Below are 17,507 nucleotides of genomic sequence, written 5' to 3' on the forward strand. Positions count from 1 at the left end.
CAGAGGGGTGGATGATGGAAGACGCGGTGAGTTCTGAAGACGCAATGGCAGCGGCGAAGGCAGAAGCGTCGCTCGGGCACTCCTGTCGGCGCATCGTCCCGGTCATTCTCGCAGGCGGATCGGGCACGCGCCTCTGGCCGATGTCGCGTGAGCAGTTTCCAAAGCAATTGATCGATGTGGTCGGACGGGATTCATTGCTGCAGGCTACCGTCACACGGATGGAGGGTTTCATCGGCGGCTTCGACGTCGACACTCGGCCGATTATCGTGTGTGGGGAGGAACACCGGTTCCAGACAGAAGAGCAGGTGCGGGCGTGCGGCGTCTCCGCGAAGATTATCGTCGAGCCTGCGCGGCGCGATACGGCGCCGGCGCTCACGCTCGCGGCGCTCGCAGCCGTTAATCAGGATGACGACGCGATCATGGTGGTGATGCCGTCTGACCATTCCATCTCAGACATTCCGGCGCTGCATCGTGCGATCGCAATTGCCGCTGAATATGCCGAACGCTCCATGATCGTGACGTTTGGCGTTGCGCCCACACGGCCGGATACCGGCTTTGGCTACATCCGAATCGGCGACGCCCTCGAAAACGGCGCACATCTGATCGACCGCTTCGTCGAAAAGCCCACGACCGAACTCGCCGCGCAGTACGTCGCTGCAGGCACCTACTGGTGGAACAGCGGCATCTTCATCGTGCGAGCGGGCGTGTGGCTCGAAGCGCTAGCCAAGCTCAACGGCGACATGCATGCGGCCTGCACCGCGGCGTTCGCGGAAGGCAAGGCGGACGACAACTTCATTCGTCCTTGCCCGTTTCAGTTCGGCCGTGTGCCGGCGGATTCCATCGACTATGCGGTAATGGAGCACATCGGCGCGGCCGGCTCGCCTTGCAAAGGCGTGGTCGTGCCATTGGCGGCGGGATGGTCGGACCTCGGATCCTGGGATGCCGTGTGGGAAGCGATGGAGAAGGACGGGCTCGGCAACGTCGCGAGCGGGCGTGTCGTTTTCGAAGGCGCGACCTCGAGCTATGTGCGCGCCGAGGGCGGGCGCCTGGTTGCATGCGTTGGCACCGCCAACGTAGTCGTCGTCGACACGGACGACGCCGTGCTCGTCGCCGACCGCTCACACGCGCAGGACATCAAGACGCTGGTGGCGCGCTTTCGCGAGCAGCGCGCGCCTGAAGCCGAGACGCACCGGAAGGTGCGCCGTCCGTGGGGCTTCTACGATGCGATCGAGCGCGGCGAGCGGTTTCAGGTGAAGCGCATCGTGGTTGCGCCAGGCGCCCGCCTGTCATTGCAGATGCACCACCATCGCGCCGAGCACTGGGTCGTCGTGCGCGGCACCGCGCTCGTGACACGGGGCGAGGACCAGTTTCTTCTTTCAGAAAACCAATCGACCTTCATTCCGCTCGGCGTGCAGCATCGGTTGGAGAATCCGGGCAAAGTGCAGCTCGAAATCATCGAGGTTCAATCGGGCAGTTATCTCGGCGAGGACGATATTGTGCGCCTGGACGACTGCTACGGCCGATTATGCCAAGTCGTTGATTATGGAAAGTAGCTGGCCGGCGCCCCCCAGAGAGCCGATGGGCAGCGGCCAGTTCGAATTCCAGCCTTTGCATAATTACAGTGCCTTCAGGAAGTTGATCAGCGAGTCCGGTGCCCGATAGCGCTGAATTCCGGTCTGCGGTTCGTGAAGCCTGGCCAGAGCACGTTCCTTCATGTTGAGATCGGCTTCGACATAGTGGTGCGTCGTGATGGGGCTCTCATGTCCGAGCCATAGTGCAATGACGCTGATGTCGACACCTGCCTGAAGTAAATGCATGGCGGTGGCGTGACGGACGGTATGAGGCGATACATGTCGCTTTGCAAGGCTGGGGCAGGTTCCGGCTGCGTTCCCGGTAGCCAGTGTTAGCCTCAATGCAACATTGGCTCTCGTCATTGCATGGCCATTCCGGTTCGGAAACAGCGGCGATGTGGGTTGGAATTCAGGATTTACCTTCAGCCATGCCCGTATCGTCTTCGCAGTTGACCGCCACAACGGGACGCTGCGCTGCTTTCGTCCTTTGCCACGCAAATGGACGCAGGCAGAACCCTCGTCCAGGACCACGTCGCCAACTTTTACCCCGATGATCTCCGAGACACGCGCTCCGGTGTTGTACATCAGCAGGAACAGCGCATGATCGCGTTGGCTTAGCCAGGAATCATCCGGCTTACCGATCACAGCCAGCATCTCTTCGCGCGACAGATAGCTAAGCGTTGGGCGCTCGAAGCGCTTGACTGGAACGCCCAAGGCGCATTCGATCACGTGCAATGACGCTACATCGCGATGCGCTGCGAACTTCAGGAACGAGCGAAGCGCCGCAAGTCGCGCATTGCGACTGCGCACGCAATTGTGCCGCTGGCGTTCCAGATGATCGAGGAAGCCCATGATCAGTTCCGGCGTCATATCCGCCAGTGTCATCGTGGCTGGCGACTTGACCAGGCGCGCCTCGGCGAACTCAAGGAAGAGGACGAAGCTGTCGCGATAGGCGGCTATGGTATGTGCACTAAGCGCTCGCTGCTGGGTGAGGTATTCGGCGAACCACGCTTGCACGAGCGCTGCAAACGAAGGCGGTGCCTTGGATCGCCTATTCATTGCCGTCTCCCGCGACATCGGCGAAACGCTCGAACCTGGCGCCGGCGACGGCCATCAGTTCCGGAACTGCCGTCAGATACCAGTACGTGTAGAAGATTTCCGCATGGCCCAGATAGGTTGATAGCGCCAGCATCATCTGCTCGATGTCGGTGCCCTCGGCATGCCAGAGCATCATGCGACGCACCGCAAAGGTATGTCGCAGATCATGAAGCCGGGGCGCTGCGTGGGCACCACGATTCACCCAGCCGAGGCTGTCACGCAGCGCGTTGAAGACACGTTGAGCCTGTCGTTCACCAAGAGGTTGTCCCAACCGCTGACCACGGCTGCTGACCAGGAACGACATGCTGGGGTTCGTGGCAACCTGCCGTTCGCGCTGCCGCCGGTACCGCGCTAACGCGGCAACCGTGCTCGTATGAATGGGCAACTGTCGTGACTTGGCGAACTTGGTCTGCCGCACAGTCAGCATCCCGCGCTTCAGATCGACATCGGCATCGCGTAGGTGGATGGCCTCCGAGATTCGCAACCCTGTTGAGGCCATCAGGCCAAACAGGGTCTCATACGTCGCTGGGCGCAGACTCCCCTTTGGCCCGAGCCGACGGGCCGCAGCCAGCAATGCAATGACTTCCTCTTCATGGAAGATGTGCGGGGCGACGCGTGCCCGCTCAGGGCCGAAGACCGGTTCCTCCGGAATCTCAGTGTCAGGCTCGAACTGCCTCAGGTAGCGGGCGAAGTGGCGAACAATCGCTAAACGTGCAGCCCAGGTAGCAGGGGTGTCATGGTGCCATTTATCCTGTCGCGCCCAATCCGCCATGAGCTCTGTCGTCAGCGCTCCACGATGATTCAGGCTCGCGACATAACGGGCGAAGCTGGCTAATAGCGTGCTCCGCGAGCGCAACTCGAAACCCAAACGGTGCCGTTCGGCAAGGTAGTTGTCGATCCTCTTCTGCAAGCTGACCCGTGCGCTCATGATTGGCTCCCGGGCCACGGCAGGGCAACAGCCGCCAGCTTCGGCGTGTCGAGCTTGGCGTAGATCAGGGTGGTATTGAGCGAACGGTGGCGCAGCAGGTCGGCTACTTCCTTGAGCGAACTGCCGTTCTCAACCAGGCGGCATGCCAGGGTATGTCGAAGCGCGTGAGCACTGTGGTGTGGCAAGCCGATGCGACAGCAGGCCCGTTTGATCACCTTCTGGATCGCCCTGGGCGTAATCGGCTGGTCTCGCTCCGCCACCTGCCGGACGAAGATCGCCGGATGGCCGCTCATCGGACGCTCATGTTGCAGATAGTCAGCGAGTGCCTGCCCGGTTTCCATCGGCAGCGGTAGTACGTCCTGCCGCAGCGACTTTGTGCCCCTCAACGTCGCTGTGCCTGCGCGCCAGTCGATGTCGCTGATCATGAGTTGCGCGATTTCGGCAGAACGCAGCCCCATGTCCAGCGCCAGACGGACAATCGCATAGCTACGCTTCGGCCAGCGGCGAGCGCCTGCAACCGCGCCCAGGAGGTACTCAACTTCCTCTGGCGCGAGCGCGCGTGGCAGCGATGCGAGCTTCCAATGGACGGGATTCAGGATGACGGCGCTGAGCTTGCAGACCTGGTCGCCGCACGTCGCCCGGTAACGCAAATAACTGCGTAAGGTACAAGCCAGTTGAGAAGCATAGGAGGCCGAGCCTCCGGCCCCTGACTGTGACGAAAGGAACCGACGAATATCGTCAGGGCGCAGCTTTCTCGGATCGACTGCGCGCCGCTCGAAATTCTGTCGCAAGAACAAACCGACTATGCAGAGTTGATTACTCCGTGTTGTGGCTGCCAGTCCCCGCGCATCGTGCAGATACGCATCGTAGCGGCGCAATTCGTCAGTAATGTGAGCCGGAAGTGGTCTACAAGACCGGGCCCTGGCTTCGTGCAAACTGGTTGGCTTCATAACGGTCCCCTGAAGTGGAACCGTTACTCCAGATCAACGCTGAAATTATGTCGAGTTCCCGGCTGAACCGCCTGCTGCCGGCCCCTTGTTTGCCGGGCCTCGTCGGCAATCGGCTCGGCTACTTTCCATAATCAACGACTTTGCATAATCGGCCTTATGCGAAGCTTTCCATAAGGCCGAATTTGACCCTATCGCATTGCATAGTGCATCGGAAGCCAATCCTATCGACTTGAGGATTGCCACATGATGGCAGCGTCTCACTGCTCATTGGAGATGATTCTGCTGTGTCTCGCCATTCGGACGGATCACGACGGGCGCGGTTGCCCGTATCGTGCACGTGTCCGATGGCGCACAGGGCGTACAGCCGGTCAACAACGCTAGCGACCAGCTGTTTAACCCAGGCAAACCAGGCTATCAACGATGTCGCCAATAACGCTTATGCCGGCATCGCAGCGGCAATGGCTATGCCGAACATAATGCCGTCCGGTCCCTGGCGCACGGCGCTCGCGGGGCGCGTGATAAACGCACAGCCAGAGGCGTGAGGTTTCGGCTTCAGCCCTGAATCAGCGAGAGCCCGAGCAAAGCGTCGACCTTTCTGACGACGCTCCCGGCGTTAGCCGGCGCCTTTGAGGCCGATTTCACCGACGTGCCGTACCCGGCGGCCGTCCAGTTTCCCCTTGATGCCCAAGCGCACGCGACAGATTGCCCACCTCGCGCTTGAGCAACTCCGCGAACTGCGCGACGCGCTCATCGGTTACGCGCACGCTCGGCCCGAAGATGCACACCGAACCTGCCACCTGGTTCGCGCCGTTGAAGAACGGCGCGGCTACCGCGACTGCGCCGGCGATCAGCTCGTGATGGCTGGTGCCGAAGCCTCGTGCGCGGACCGCGTCGAGATCGGCGGCTAGCGCCGCGACGTCCTGATCCGGATCGGTCAGATAGCGCCGCAGATCGTCCTTCGACAGCGGCATCTGCGAAAGAATCGTGCGGCCGCTCGCGCCGAGCACGAGCTTCTCGCGATAGCCGACCCCGCGCCGGAAACTCAGCGGCTGCGGACTTTCCAGTTCGGCCACGCAGATCCGGTACGTCCCCTCCGGCACGAACAACGCGACCGTCTCCGATGTCGCTTCCCAAAGCTCACGCAGCATCGGCTGCGCGAGCTGCGCGATCGTATTGTTCGCCATCCACGCGTGCGCGAGTTGCGCGACCGAACTGCCGAGCCTGAAGCGTTGCGGCTCGCCCGACGAGGCGAGAAAGCCGTTCTGTTCGAGCGTATTCAGCAGGCGGTACAGCGTCGGTCGGCTCAGGTCCACGCGGGTCAGCAGCTCCGCGACGGTCAATTCTTTGTCCCCAGGTCGGTACGCCAGAAGAATTTCTAGCGCCCGTTCGACTGCCCGTACATTTTCGTGCGGCTTTTTTTCTTCCATTTGAAATTTCCTTTCTGCAGCGGTCCGCGTCGATTGCACATTGTAGTGAAAGTCCCTAGCCGCAAGAACTTGACGTCGATCAATCTGTCCGTACAATGAGAATACATTCTCATACAACGGACAACCGGATTCGGAGGAATGATGGACAAGAACATGTCGGAAACTCTGGTTCGCACTGGCCCAGGCACGGCGATGGGCGATCTGATGCGCCGCTACTGGGTGCCGGTGCTCCTCGCCAGCGAAATCGCAGAGCCTGATTGCCCGCCGGTGCGCGTGCAGATCCTCGGCGAAAAGCTGCTCGCTTTTCGCGATTCCGACGGCCAGCCGGCGCTGATCGACGAGTTCTGCTCGCACCGCGGCGTGTCGCTGTACTTCGGCCGCAATGAAGAGAACGGCATCCGCTGCTCGTATCACGGTCTGAAATTCGACCGCAACGGCAACTGCGTGGAAGTGCCGTCCGCGCCGCAGGCGTGCAAGCACATGGGCATCACCGCGTATCCGTGCATCGAACGCGCGGGCATCGTGTGGGCGTACATGGGGCCGAAGGACCGCCAGTCGGCGCCGCCGGATCTCGAGTGGTGCAATCTGCCGGAGAGCCACGTGTTCGTCTCGAAGCGGCTGCAGGAATCGAACTACCTGCAGGCGATGGAAGGCGGTATCGACACGAGTCACGTGTCGTATGTACACCGCTACGAAGTCGACGAGGATCCGATGCATCAGGGCACGAAGGCACTCGACTACATCAAGGCGGACGGCAACGTGATCTTCGAGATCGAGAAGCAGCCGTTCGGCCTCACGCTGTTCGGCCGCCGCAACGGCGAGCCGGATTCGTACTACTGGCGCGTCACGCAGTGGCTGTTCCCGTGGTACACGCTGATCCCGCCGTTCGGCGATCACTCGCTCGCGGGCCACGTATGGGTGCCGATCGACGATCACACCTGCTGGGCGTGGAGCATCAACTTCCGCCCGGACCGTCCGCTCGACGAGCAGGAACTGGCCGACCTGAACGCCGGCAAGGGCATTCATTGTGAGTACGAGGAGGGTGGCACGTTCCGGCCGAAAGCGAACAAGGACAACGACTACCTGATCGACCGCCAGGCTCAGAAGGAAAAGCGCGCGTACTCGGGCGTGTTCGGCTTTGCGATGCAGGACGCGTCGCTGCAGGAAAGCATGGGTCCGATCCAGGATCACAGCAAGGAAAAGCTGCTGCCGACCGACCGCGCGATCGTGATGGCGCGCCGCATGATGTACGAGGCGGCAACGGCGCTGGTGCCCGACACCGATCCGCCCGCGATCGACGCCGACCAGCAGCGCGTACGTGCTGCCGGCGTGCTGCTGCCGCGCGATCAGAAGCCGCAGGAATGGGCGGTGATCCATCTGCACGACGGCAAGGACCAGCCGATCTACTCGATCTGATGCACCGCGGAGCCGGACTTCGGTCCGGCTGCGCGTGTCGTCGTCTGGTCCGACTGGACCTTCTGCCCATTCCGCAAAAGGAGGCCGGCTGCGCGCCGGCATGCAATGCAGCAACGTAAAAGACTCGAGGACAAGGTCGCGCTGATCACCGGCGGCGGAGGCGGCATCGGTGCCGCGACCGCGCGCGTGTTCTGCGCGGAGGGCGCCGCGGTGGTGCTCGTCGATGCGAACCCGGAGGCGCTCACGCGCGTCGCCGACGAACTGAAGGCGGCTGATCCGTCCGCGCGTGTCGAGACGTTCGCGGCCGACGTGTCGCACGACGCCGATGCGGTGCGCGCGGCGCAACTCGCCGCCGATTCGTTCGGCCGGCTCGACGTGCTGGTGAACAACGCGGCGATGCGCAACTACAGCGCGCTCGCCGACGCGACGCCAACCGAGTGGCAGGCGATGGTGTCCGTCAATCTGGTCGGCACATCCAACTATTGCAGGGCAGCGCTGCCGTTCCTGCGTCGCGCGGGCCGCGCGAGCATCGTCAACGTGTCGTCGTGCTACGCGGTGACCGGCCGCAAGGGCATGGGCCTGTACGACGCGACCAAGGCCGGCATGCTCGCGATGACCCGCACACTCGCGTTCGAGGAGACCGCGAACGGCGTGCGCGTGAACGCGGTGTGCCCGGGTTCGACGCTCACCGAATTCCACATGAACCGGGCCATTGCATCGGGCAAAAGCGTCGAAGTGCTGAAGACGCAACGCCAGGACACGTCGTTGATCGGCCGTTGGGCGTCGCCCGAAGAGATCGCATGGCCGATCCTGTGGTTCGCGAGCGACGAGGCTTCATACATAACCGGCACGACACTAATGGTCGACGGCGGCCTGTCGGCGATGTGAGCGGAGGAGTGGCATGAACATGACCGATTCCACGCTGATGGTGCGTGTCGCCGCACGGCGCGACGAAGCCGATGGGATTGCCGGCTTCGAGTTCGTCGACATCGACGGCCGCGACCTGCCGCCGTTCGAGGCGGGCGCGCACATCGACGTCTATGTGCCCGGTGGGCCGGTGCGGCAGTACTCGCTGTGCAACGCGTCTCGCGAGCGTCACCGGTATCAGATCGCGGTGTTGCGCGCCGCCGGTTCGCGCGGCGGATCGCAGCGCATGCACGACGCGGTGAACGAAGGCGACGCGATTCGCATCGGCGTGCCACGCAATCACTTTCCGCTCGCCCGGCATGACGCGAAGCCGCTATTGCTCGCGGGCGGCATTGGCGTGACGCCGATTCTCTGCATGGCGGAGCAACTGGCGGCAATGGGCGCGGCGTTCGAAATGCATTACTGCGCGCGCTCGAAGAGCCGTGCGGCGTTCGTCGAGCGAATCGCCGCGTCGTCGTGGGCGGACAACGTGCAATACCACTTCGACGACGCGCACGGCATGCTCGATCTGAATGCACTGCTGACGGACGCCGGCGCGGACCGGCATCTATATGTGTGCGGTCCGCAGGGCTTCATGAACGCGGTGCTCGACACGGCCCGCTCGCTCGGCTGGAGTGACGATCGTCTGCATTACGAATACTTCGCGGCGGTGCAGCCGTCGGGTGATGGCACGTCGTTCGACGTGCGGCTCGCGCGCTCGGACCGCGTCGTGTCGATTGCGGCCGATTGCACGGTCACCCAGGCGCTCGCGGCGGCGGGCGTCGACGTGCCGGTGTCGTGCGAGCAGGGCATTTGCGGCACCTGCGTCACGCGGGTGCTCGAAGGCGAACCTGACCACCGCGACCTGTTCCTGTCGCCAGAAGAGCAGGCCCGCAACGATCAGTTCCTGCCGTGCTGTTCACGCGCGAAGTCGAAGGTGCTCGTGCTCGATCTGTAACCGTAATCGCCGGCCCGGCCGCCAGGCGCGGTCGGCGCCATCCATCAGAAAGAAAACGGGCGGCCGCTGGCACGCCCGGCATCGGAGGAGTCATGGAGAAGAATCTGGCGTCGTCGGAGGGTATGCCCGCGAGCGTCTGGACCGGGAACGATGCGAGGGCGGCGAGTAGCGCCGACACGAGCCCGTATCGCTGGGTCGCGTTGTTCATCGTCTGGGCCGCGTTTCTGCTCAGCTATGTGGTCCGCGTCGCGTGGAGTACGGTGGCCGCGCCGGTCGGCGCGTCGCTCGGCATCGGCGTGTCGATGCTCGGTGCGTTCGTCACCGCGTTTTACGCGGGCTATGTGATCGCGAACGTGGTTGGCGGCATGCTGACCGATCTGCTCGGCGGTCGCGCGATGCTCACGCTTGCGCTGCTGCCGCTCGGCGTGCTCACGTTCACGTTCGGCTATACGCATTCGCTCGCATTCGGCATCGTGATTCAGGCCGCGATGGGTTTCGCGGCGGGCGCCGACTACTCGGCCGGCATGAAGATCATTCCCGCATGGTTCACGCGCGACCGTGGCCGCGCAATGGGCCTCTACACGACCGCGACGTCGCTCGCCGTCGTGATCGCGAATGCGGTCGTGCCGTCGTTCTCCGCGCGGCATGGCTGGTCGAACGCATTCCATATGCTCGGCATCGTCACGTTCGCGTGGGGCATCGTCACGTTGCTGCTGCTGAAGAACCGGCCTTCGAACGAAGCGAAGCCCGCGCGCAACAGCCTCCAGGAAATGCTCGGCCTGTTGCGCAACCGTAACCTGATCGCGCTGTCGATCGCGGGCTGCGGCGGGTTGTGGGCGACCGTCGGCTTCGGCGCATGGGGCAACGCACTGATGACGCGCCAATACGGCATTGCGCCGATCGTCGCCGGATCGATCGTCGCCTCGTTCGGCATCGGCGCGGTGATCGCGAAGCCGACGCTCGGCTGGATCTCCGACCTGCCTGGTGTGTCGCGGCGGATGATGTCGATCGGCTGCCTGATCGCCTTCGCGATCGCGCTGCTGGTGTTCGGCTACTGCTCGACGGTGCATCAGTTCTATCTGGTCGCGCCGGTTCTCGGTGCGTTCTCGTTCGGCTATCTGCCGGTGCTGATGGCTCAGGTCAGCGACGCATCGGGCAAGCGTCTCGCGGGCGCGAGCGCCGGCTGGACCAATGCTATCTGGCAGTCCGGCAGCGCGGTGTCGCCGATGGTGGTCGGCTCGCTGTATGGCGCGAGCCATTCGTTCATGCTCGCGCTCCTCACACTCGCGATCGGACCCGCTATCGCGGTCATCGCGATGTTCTTCGTCAACCCGCACATCGCACGCGAATGACCGATTCTCCGGTAGCCGACTCGGCCCCGCGCCGGCTACCGCGACGACAGAGGTCGGACGATAACTAATCCGCATCACAAAACAACTCACTTTCCAGCAGGAGACACATGGTGAAGCACAACCCTCTCGCCAGGCCGTCGAAGGTCCTTTTTGCATGTGGTATTGGTATCGGCATCAGCGGCGCGGCGCATGCGCAGTCGTCGGTCACGCTCTATGGCATCGTCGACTCGGGGGTGACCTACGTGACTCACGCTGTCACGTCGCAGGGATCGTCGGGCACGCAGGTCGCTCTCGGCACAGGCAACCGGCTGAATTCGCGTTGGGGTTTCACGGGAAAGGAAGATCTCGGCGGCGGACTGCGGGCGATTTTCACGCTCGAATCGGGCATGTCGATGAATACCGGTGCCCTGCAGCAAGGAGGGCGGCTGTTCGGCCGGCAGGCGTTCGTCGGACTCGAATCGGACCGCTACGGCGCGATGATGCTCGGCCGGCAGATGACGCCGATGTATCGCTACTTCCTCGCGCTCGACCCGCTCGGTTATTCGAGTTACGGCCTTTCCGCGCAGGACGCGCAGTTCGTCGGTCGCGCGGATAACGCGGTGTCGTATCTCGGCCATGTGGGACCATTCGAGCTGAATGCGCTCTACAGCCTCGGCTACGACGCAGTCACCTACAACGTGCCGGTGGCGGGCTCGTTCCGCGTCGGCAAGCAGTACGACATCGGCGGACGCTATGTGCAGGGGCCGCTGAATCTGACGTTCGTGTACGAGCAGCGGCAAGGCTCGGCCATCGCTTCATCGGGCGACAGCGAGCGCCGCTACGTGGCCGGCGGTTCGTATCAGATCGGCAACGCGACGCTGTACGGCGGCTACGAATTGCTGCTGAACGACGTCCGGTCGACGCTCGCGGCATCGCCGCCGCAGTCGATGGCGTTCGCGGGCGTGCGCTACAGGGTGACGCCGGCGCTGGACCTTGCAGCCGCGACTTACTACCACGCGTATCGCCAGGTCGACGCGCACGCATTGAGCACCGGTGTCAACGCGGACTACTGGCTGTCGAAGCGCACGGCGCTGTACACCGACATCACGTATGTGATCAACAGCTCGAAGGCCGCGCTGAGTGCGACGGGGTGGGCGACTTCGGTCGCGACGACGACCGTGAAGACCGGCGCGAACCAGCTCGCTGTTGCGGTCGGCGTGCTGCACAAGTTCTGACTTGACGCTGCAAAGAGGGCGACCGAGGCCGCCCTCTCAATCGCTCAGTGCGTCGCGATGATCGCGCCGGCCTTTCGCCGACGCGTAATACCGCTGCAAGGCGTCGGTCGAGCGCGCGCTCAACGCGCGGATCTGGGCGTGCCAGTCGGTTTCCACTGGCCACTCACCGGCGATCACGCTTGGATAGATCTGCCGCGCGTAGCGATGCAGTGCCTTCGCGCCGATGTTGCCGCTGACGCCAAGCAACGCATGCAAGCTCGCGTGCGTTGCCTTGATATCGACGGCCGCGCTGTTGCCTGCGAGGCGCACGACGAGCGAGCGAATCTGTTCGATGCCGTTCAGGAACGATTCGTCAAGCAGATCGAGCGAGACCAGTTCCTTGAGGTGCGCTTCGTCGAGCAGGCTTTCTTCAGCGATGGTGGCGGCCGCGGGCGCGTTCGCAGTGGGGGGCAATGCCACCGGCGTCGCCGCAAAATCCGTTTGCGCGGCTCCGCCCGCGGTTTCCGTGATTCGTTGTGGAGCGTCCGCAACCAGCGCGCCGCGTGTGCCGAACTGCCGCGCGAGACATGCGTACAGCGAGCCGGCCTGCACCGGCTTGATCAACACCTCGTTGATCCCGGCGGCAACGCAGGCCTGCACCGCCTCGGCATTGGTGTGACTGGTTAGCGCAATGATAGGCAGCGTCGCGTAGGCATCGGTGCGCGCGCGAATCGACTTCGTCGTCTCGATGCCGTTCATGCCCGGCATGTTCACGTCCATCAGGATCGCGTCGATGAAGCCGTCTTCGTGCAGTTTGGTCAGCACCGCCTGACCGTGGTCGGCCTCGACGACGCTCGCGCCGCAGCGCTCCAGATACGCCTTCGCGACAAGCCGGCCGTAGGTGTCGTCGTCGGCGATCACAAAGGTTCTGCCGGCGAAGACATCGGGCAGTTCGCTAGGCTGACGATGCGCACCGTTGTCGAAGAGGGTCTGCAACGCGGTGAGCAGCTCCTGCACACTCGACGTCTTGCTGATGATCTCGTCTATGCCGGCGCGCCGCGCGCGCAGTCGCACCGCGATGCCCGGTTCGGCGGTATAGGCGGCGATCAGCACGTTGCGGTTCGGGCAGTCTCTGTCGGCGCGGAGGCGCTCGGTCGTCGTGTAGCCGTCCATCGCGGGCATGCTGATGTCCATCAACACGAGGTCGTAGAGCGGCGCGCGCCGCAACGTGGCGAGCGCAAGCTCGCCGCCCGACGCCTCGCTGACATAGGCGCCGGCCTGCGTCAGCACGCGGCGGGTGCGCGCGCGCAGCGTGTCGTCGTCGTCGACGACGAGCACGCGCTTGCCCTTGAACGCCGGCATCGCGCGTTCGAACAGGCGCCGCTCGTGCTCCTCGACCTCGTCGGCCGCTACCGGTGGAAAGCGCAGCGTGAACGCGGTGAACTTGCCGAGTCCCGATTCGCAGTCGATGCTGCCGCCGAACGCGCGCATCGCGCGCTGGCAGTACGCGAGCCCGAGCCCGGTGCCGCCCGCGTTGCCGGCCGTGCGAAACGGCTCGAACAGATGCTGCAGGATCTCGGGCGCGATGCCGGGGCCGGTGTCGCGTACGATCACCGAGTCGCGGTCGACGGTCAATGTGAGCGTCGCCTGCGGATACGCGACGATGTGATGCAGCGCGTTCTTGATCAGGTTGAACAACGTGAACAGATAGACCGTCTCGTCGACCTTGAACACGAAGTCGCGCCTGACGACGACGCTCACCTTCGCGCGTTCCTTGTCGTTGTCGAAGCCGTATTCGGCGAGCGCCTTGCGCGTGGTCGCGCCAGCATGGAGGTAGCTGAGACTATCCGGGCGGATCGATTTCGCGGCGACTTCGTCAAGCGTCATCGCGATGATGCGCAGGCCGCGCTCGATCGACAATTGCCCCTGCGCGAGGTGGTTGTACATCAGCGAGGCCGTGCCGTCGGTCAGCGTCGGCGCCGCGCCCGCTTCGGTCGCCGCGGGCAGCGCTTCCTCGACGCGGTCGAGCACGTGCCGCAACTGGCTCAGCGGATTGCGCATCTCGTGCGCGATGGACCCCGCGAGCGCCTGCAACGCGCGGTTCTTTTCGACGAAGATGCGTCCCTTGCTGATCGCATGACTGAACGCCATGCTGCACAGCACGACCACCGGCAGCAACGCGAGATTGGACTTGTCCTGCGCGCTGAGAACGACCGGCGTCGGCGCGCTCAACACGCCGGCGAGCCCGCCGGAAAACACGCCAATCCCGATGCAGGTTATCAGCAGCAGGGGGTTGTCGATACACAGCGCCAGAATGAAGATCATCATGACCTCGGTCATCATCCACATCGTGGAGAAACCGTTTCTGACGGTCAGGAACGTGCAGACGAACGGCAGCACGTAAATCAGACAGCAATGCCAGTAGATCAGCAGCGCGGGGTTGTAGCGCCTCGGCCAGCGCGCCTGGAACAGCAGGGGAACGCAGACGGCCGCCGCGCTGAGCCGCAGCAGCAGGTTGTCGTAAGGCTGCGGAAGGATGTAGGTCCAGACGACGTAATAGATGGGGTGACACAGGAGGCCGAGTGCGCCTCCCCATCGAATTGCGAACCTGCTTCGTTCCAGCATATCCCGCATGCTTTCGCGCGGTATCGCCATCAGGCCTCCGAGTTCATCAGGAACCCATCATTTCATGCGTATTGAATTGCTGTGATTCGACGCCTTCGGCGAGCGAATCGCCGTTCTTGCCGTGAAACGGTCCGACCGAAAAGCCATACTTCTTCAGGAGACCATGAGTATAAGAGACCGACCACACGGGCGGGCTGCCAATGATGAAATCGGAGGCGATACCTTCCTGCCATGCCGAATAGCCTTCGGCGAAGCAGGTATAGCAGTCGCGGGTGGATGGCAGCCTGAACGGGAACGCGGTGTCGAGTCCGGCGGGCCCGCGCGCGAAGCATTCAATATAGAGCGTATGACCGCGAGAAGCGAGTTCCGCTTCGACGCTTGCCGCGCGCGGATGCGAGTCGTCGATCCAGAATTGCGCGCGTTTGAGATCGGCGGCGCTCAGGTAAGGCACGCTCGTGCTGCTCGCGAGAATCGCGCCGTCGAAGTCCGGCAGCGGCGTGTCCGGACTGAACGTATGCACCGATACTTTCGATTTTCCGAGCAGGTCCGACGCGAGCAGCTCGTTCGCCTGATCGATCAGCAGGTTGATCTTGTCGGGCAGATCGATCAGCACCAGCTCCTTCGGCGCATCCTTGTAGAGCAGATACTTCGCGACCGTCGTGCCGAGCCGGCCGGCCGCGCCGAACAGCGCGAGCTTCGTGTTGCCGAGCTCGAGGTCGAGCTGTTCGCAGCAATGGATCGCCCAGTCCTTCAGCATCGCCGCGGTCGCCGCGTGACCCGTCGTGATGTGAGGCGGCTTGACCGGCCGGGGCAGCGCGCCGTAGTTGCACGCGTAGGGCGTCGACGCGCCCATCGCGACCATGTTCAAGCCCGCTTTTCGGGCGAGCTCGAGCGCCGGAAAGAATTGCGTCTCGCGAAAGCGCTTGATGCCGCGCGGGCTGCCGAGCCACATTTCGAGCGGCACCGGGCAGGCGATATTCGCGCCGATCACCTGCGCGCCCGAATAGATCGGCGATGCGATGAAAGGCCTGGTTTTCCACAACTCCTCTTCGAACGATTCGCTTCGTTCGCGAACGTTGTGAAAAGAAAATGAAAGGGTTTCCCAATCGGTCGCGTGGAACAGAAAGCCCACTCCCCCCTGACGGGCCGGCAGGCTATCCCGGATCTGTTCCGGGTGAATTTCGTGCTTGAGCGCAAGCGGTGCACTATTCCGATGCAAAAGAAGTCCGGTTGGCTCGTTTGAAACAGGCGACACGTCTTTAAGGAGAGCGGTTTTCATTGGTTTTTCCGTGGTTTTGATTAGACGCTGGAAAAGTCAGCGCGCGGCGTGGCCAGCCGGTTGGACCGGCGACCCTTCAACTCTAGAGAAATCCACACCGATATGCCCGTCTGTTCGTGCACACAGCATTCACGAGCGGTCCATGACGGGTTGCCCGCCGGGTGGAGGTCGGCTTTGGGCAAACTTCTGAAAGGATTACGGCAGAAGTTTCGATGTATTACGGCGCGTCGTGGGCCGTCATCGAATGGAAAAGGGCCGCTCGGCGGCCCTTTGCTTGCATGCCAGGCGAATTCCGGATTAGCGTGTGATGCTATAGCCGATTCGCGCAATCCAGCGATGCTGGTTGTAGTCGAGAATGTCCTCGCCATAACCGCTGAAGAAGCCGAGCCACAGATAACCGCCCCAGCGGCTATTGATCAGCTTCGCCAATGGATAGGTGAACTGCGTATCGACGCTGCCTTTGCCGCCTTGCGTTCCTTTGCGCAGCGTCGTGTCCAATTGCGCGCCGTCGGGGCTGCCGTAGATGAACCGCAGGTCCACATAGCCGCGGTAGTCGGCGATGTCATGGTTCTCGCCGGCGATGTGCGTATAGTAATAAATCTTCGGCTGGATGGTCAGATGGTAGCTGTGGATGTCGCCGAAATCCCAGATCGGCTTGAGGAACACATAGTCGACGCCGCGCGATTCCGGACCGTCGCGTCCATTCGATTCGTGTTCGTAGCCGGCCATCACGCCCATTCTGCTCCACCACGTGCTCTTCCAGCCGGTGTCTTCGAGGTAATAAAAGAGTGCCGGCATATAGCTGGTGTCGCGGAACGGCGCCGAGTACTTCTTGAGATCCCACAGCGAGGTTTGCGTATAGGCGAAGTACAGGTTGTCCGCGAAACCACGCGAGCGCGGGTCGTCCGGAACGACGAGGCGGAACTTGAAGCTGAGCTGGAATTTCGCGAGGGACTCGCTACCGCCGCCATCGGCGAAATACATCGGTTCGAAGGCGGAGAAGCGGCTCAGGAAAGTGTTGATTTGCGGCACGGGCGCATCCGGTCGTGATGGCGCGGGCGACGACGCGATCAGGCTCGTCGACGACGGTGCGCCGCTCGCGGTGGCCGCCGCCGTTGCTCCATTGGCGCTCCCGGCCGACGCGAGCGCCGCGTCCTTGCCGGAGCGCGGCGGACGCGTCAGCAGCACGTACGATGGCGACACGTCGAGATCCGGCACGTCGATCTGCATCGCGCCGCGCGCCCATTCGGGCCACGTGCCGGTATAGCGCACTGCCTTCAGTTCGCCGGCGGCGAGCTTCAGATGCTCGGGTGCGCCGCTTTCGCGCGTGAGCGCGAGCCGATGCGGTACCACGTCGGTATTGCTGATCGCGATATTCAATTGCGCCGGCACGTCGACTTCGGTGCCACCGGGTTGATCGCCGGCATAGACGATCGTCACTTCGAGTGGACTGCTCGATAGCGCTTCGCGCGGCGGACGCAATACGGAAACGCCGGCGACGCTATACGCGGAGTAACTGCCGAGCACCAGCGCAGTCATGCAAAGCGATAACCAGGGGAGAAGCCTGGAAAGCGAGCTGGAAACCGAGCCGGAAAGCGGACTTGAAGATAATCGGGAAACACGCGAGCGGTGGCTGCGAATGGCGGACTGGCGGTCTTTCTTCACGCGAGACATCGATCGATTCCGCACACGAAGCTCCTGGTGGTCTACGAGAGTTCAGGTCGCAAAGAGACGATAGCGTTAATGCGTGCAATTGGGTAGAAAATCGCGGCCGCCGTGTTTCATTGCGGAAATGGCGACGCAT

The 17,507-nt window shown here is 63.1% G+C and carries 13 protein-coding genes; 6 read left to right on the plus strand and 7 right to left on the minus strand.

The window, feature by feature from the left end; translation table 11 throughout:
• Positions 1 to 44: 44 nt before the first annotated feature.
• On the plus strand, positions 45 to 1,553 hold the full coding sequence (locus OKW30_RS29980) for a mannose-1-phosphate guanylyltransferase/mannose-6-phosphate isomerase (protein ID WP_429349192.1): 1,509 nt from the start codon (positions 45 to 47) through the stop codon (positions 1,551 to 1,553).
• Between the two features lie 63 nt (positions 1,554 to 1,616).
• Here OKW30_RS29980 and OKW30_RS29985 read toward each other — a convergent pair whose 3' ends face one another.
• The 4 genes from OKW30_RS29985 to OKW30_RS30000 all read right to left on the minus strand — a co-directional run bounded on the left by OKW30_RS29985 (position 1,617) and on the right by OKW30_RS30000 (position 5,974).
• Positions 1,617 to 2,630: a tyrosine-type recombinase/integrase gene (locus OKW30_RS29985; protein ID WP_429289522.1), complete on the minus strand. Its 1,014-nt coding sequence runs from the start codon at positions 2,628 to 2,630 to the stop codon at positions 1,617 to 1,619.
• A complete protein-coding gene (locus OKW30_RS29990; protein WP_429289521.1) occupies positions 2,623 to 3,597 on the minus strand; it encodes a tyrosine-type recombinase/integrase in 975 nt (324 codons plus the stop codon). The genes OKW30_RS29985 and OKW30_RS29990 overlap by 8 nt, the downstream gene beginning before the upstream one ends.
• Positions 3,594 to 4,547, minus strand: a complete 954-nt coding sequence (locus OKW30_RS29995; RefSeq protein ID WP_429347569.1) for a tyrosine-type recombinase/integrase — start codon at positions 4,545 to 4,547, stop codon at positions 3,594 to 3,596. Before OKW30_RS29995 ends, OKW30_RS29990 begins: the two co-directional genes overlap by 4 nt.
• Before the next feature lie 638 nt (positions 4,548 to 5,185).
• Positions 5,186 to 5,974 carry an IclR family transcriptional regulator gene (locus OKW30_RS30000; protein WP_184036620.1) on the minus strand — a complete coding sequence of 263 codons (789 nt, stop codon included), beginning with the start codon at positions 5,972 to 5,974 and terminating at the stop codon, positions 5,186 to 5,188.
• A gap of 141 nt (positions 5,975 to 6,115) precedes the next feature.
• On the opposite strand from OKW30_RS30000, the gene OKW30_RS30005 reads away from it, so the two are divergent.
• The 5 genes from OKW30_RS30005 to OKW30_RS30025 all read left to right on the plus strand — a co-directional run bounded on the left by OKW30_RS30005 (position 6,116) and on the right by OKW30_RS30025 (position 11,820).
• The gene (locus OKW30_RS30005) at positions 6,116 to 7,390 is read left to right on the plus strand and encodes a Rieske 2Fe-2S domain-containing protein (RefSeq protein ID WP_429349193.1); all 1,275 of its coding nucleotides are present in this window, start codon (positions 6,116 to 6,118) and stop codon (positions 7,388 to 7,390) included.
• Positions 7,391 to 7,495: 105 nt separating this feature from the next.
• Positions 7,496 to 8,278 (plus strand): SDR family NAD(P)-dependent oxidoreductase, encoded by a 783-nt coding sequence (locus OKW30_RS30010; RefSeq protein WP_429348396.1) that lies wholly within the window; start codon positions 7,496 to 7,498, stop codon positions 8,276 to 8,278.
• Positions 8,279 to 8,291: 13 nt separating this feature from the next.
• Positions 8,292 to 9,254, plus strand: a complete 963-nt coding sequence (locus OKW30_RS30015; protein WP_429348397.1) for a PDR/VanB family oxidoreductase — start codon at positions 8,292 to 8,294, stop codon at positions 9,252 to 9,254.
• A gap of 92 nt (positions 9,255 to 9,346) precedes the next feature.
• Positions 9,347 to 10,606, plus strand: a complete 1,260-nt coding sequence (locus tag OKW30_RS30020; RefSeq protein WP_429348398.1) for an MFS transporter — start codon at positions 9,347 to 9,349, stop codon at positions 10,604 to 10,606.
• Between the two features lie 107 nt (positions 10,607 to 10,713).
• Positions 10,714 to 11,820, plus strand: coding sequence for a porin (locus OKW30_RS30025; RefSeq protein WP_429348399.1), 1,107 nt, complete (start codon positions 10,714 to 10,716; stop codon positions 11,818 to 11,820).
• 36 nt (positions 11,821 to 11,856) lie between these two features.
• Here the strand turns inward: OKW30_RS30025 and OKW30_RS30030 are convergent, their stop codons facing one another.
• The 3 genes from OKW30_RS30030 to OKW30_RS30040 all read right to left on the minus strand — a co-directional run bounded on the left by OKW30_RS30030 (position 11,857) and on the right by OKW30_RS30040 (position 17,242).
• Positions 11,857 to 14,454: an ATP-binding response regulator gene (locus OKW30_RS30030; RefSeq protein ID WP_429348400.1), complete on the minus strand. Its 2,598-nt coding sequence runs from the start codon at positions 14,452 to 14,454 to the stop codon at positions 11,857 to 11,859.
• Positions 14,455 to 14,470: 16 nt separating this feature from the next.
• Complete coding sequence (locus OKW30_RS30035; RefSeq protein ID WP_184036638.1) at positions 14,471 to 15,703, minus strand: hypothetical protein; 1,233 nt, start codon at positions 15,701 to 15,703, stop codon at positions 14,471 to 14,473.
• A gap of 297 nt (positions 15,704 to 16,000) precedes the next feature.
• Positions 16,001 to 17,242 (minus strand): phospholipase A, encoded by a 1,242-nt coding sequence (locus OKW30_RS30040; RefSeq protein WP_187613124.1) that lies wholly within the window; start codon positions 17,240 to 17,242, stop codon positions 16,001 to 16,003.
• Positions 17,243 to 17,507 lie beyond the last annotated feature (265 nt).

Origin of the sequence: Paraburkholderia sp. Clong3 (assembly GCF_050436485.1) — a bacterium.
Classification (GTDB): Bacteria; Pseudomonadota; Gammaproteobacteria; order Burkholderiales; family Burkholderiaceae; genus Paraburkholderia; species Paraburkholderia tuberum.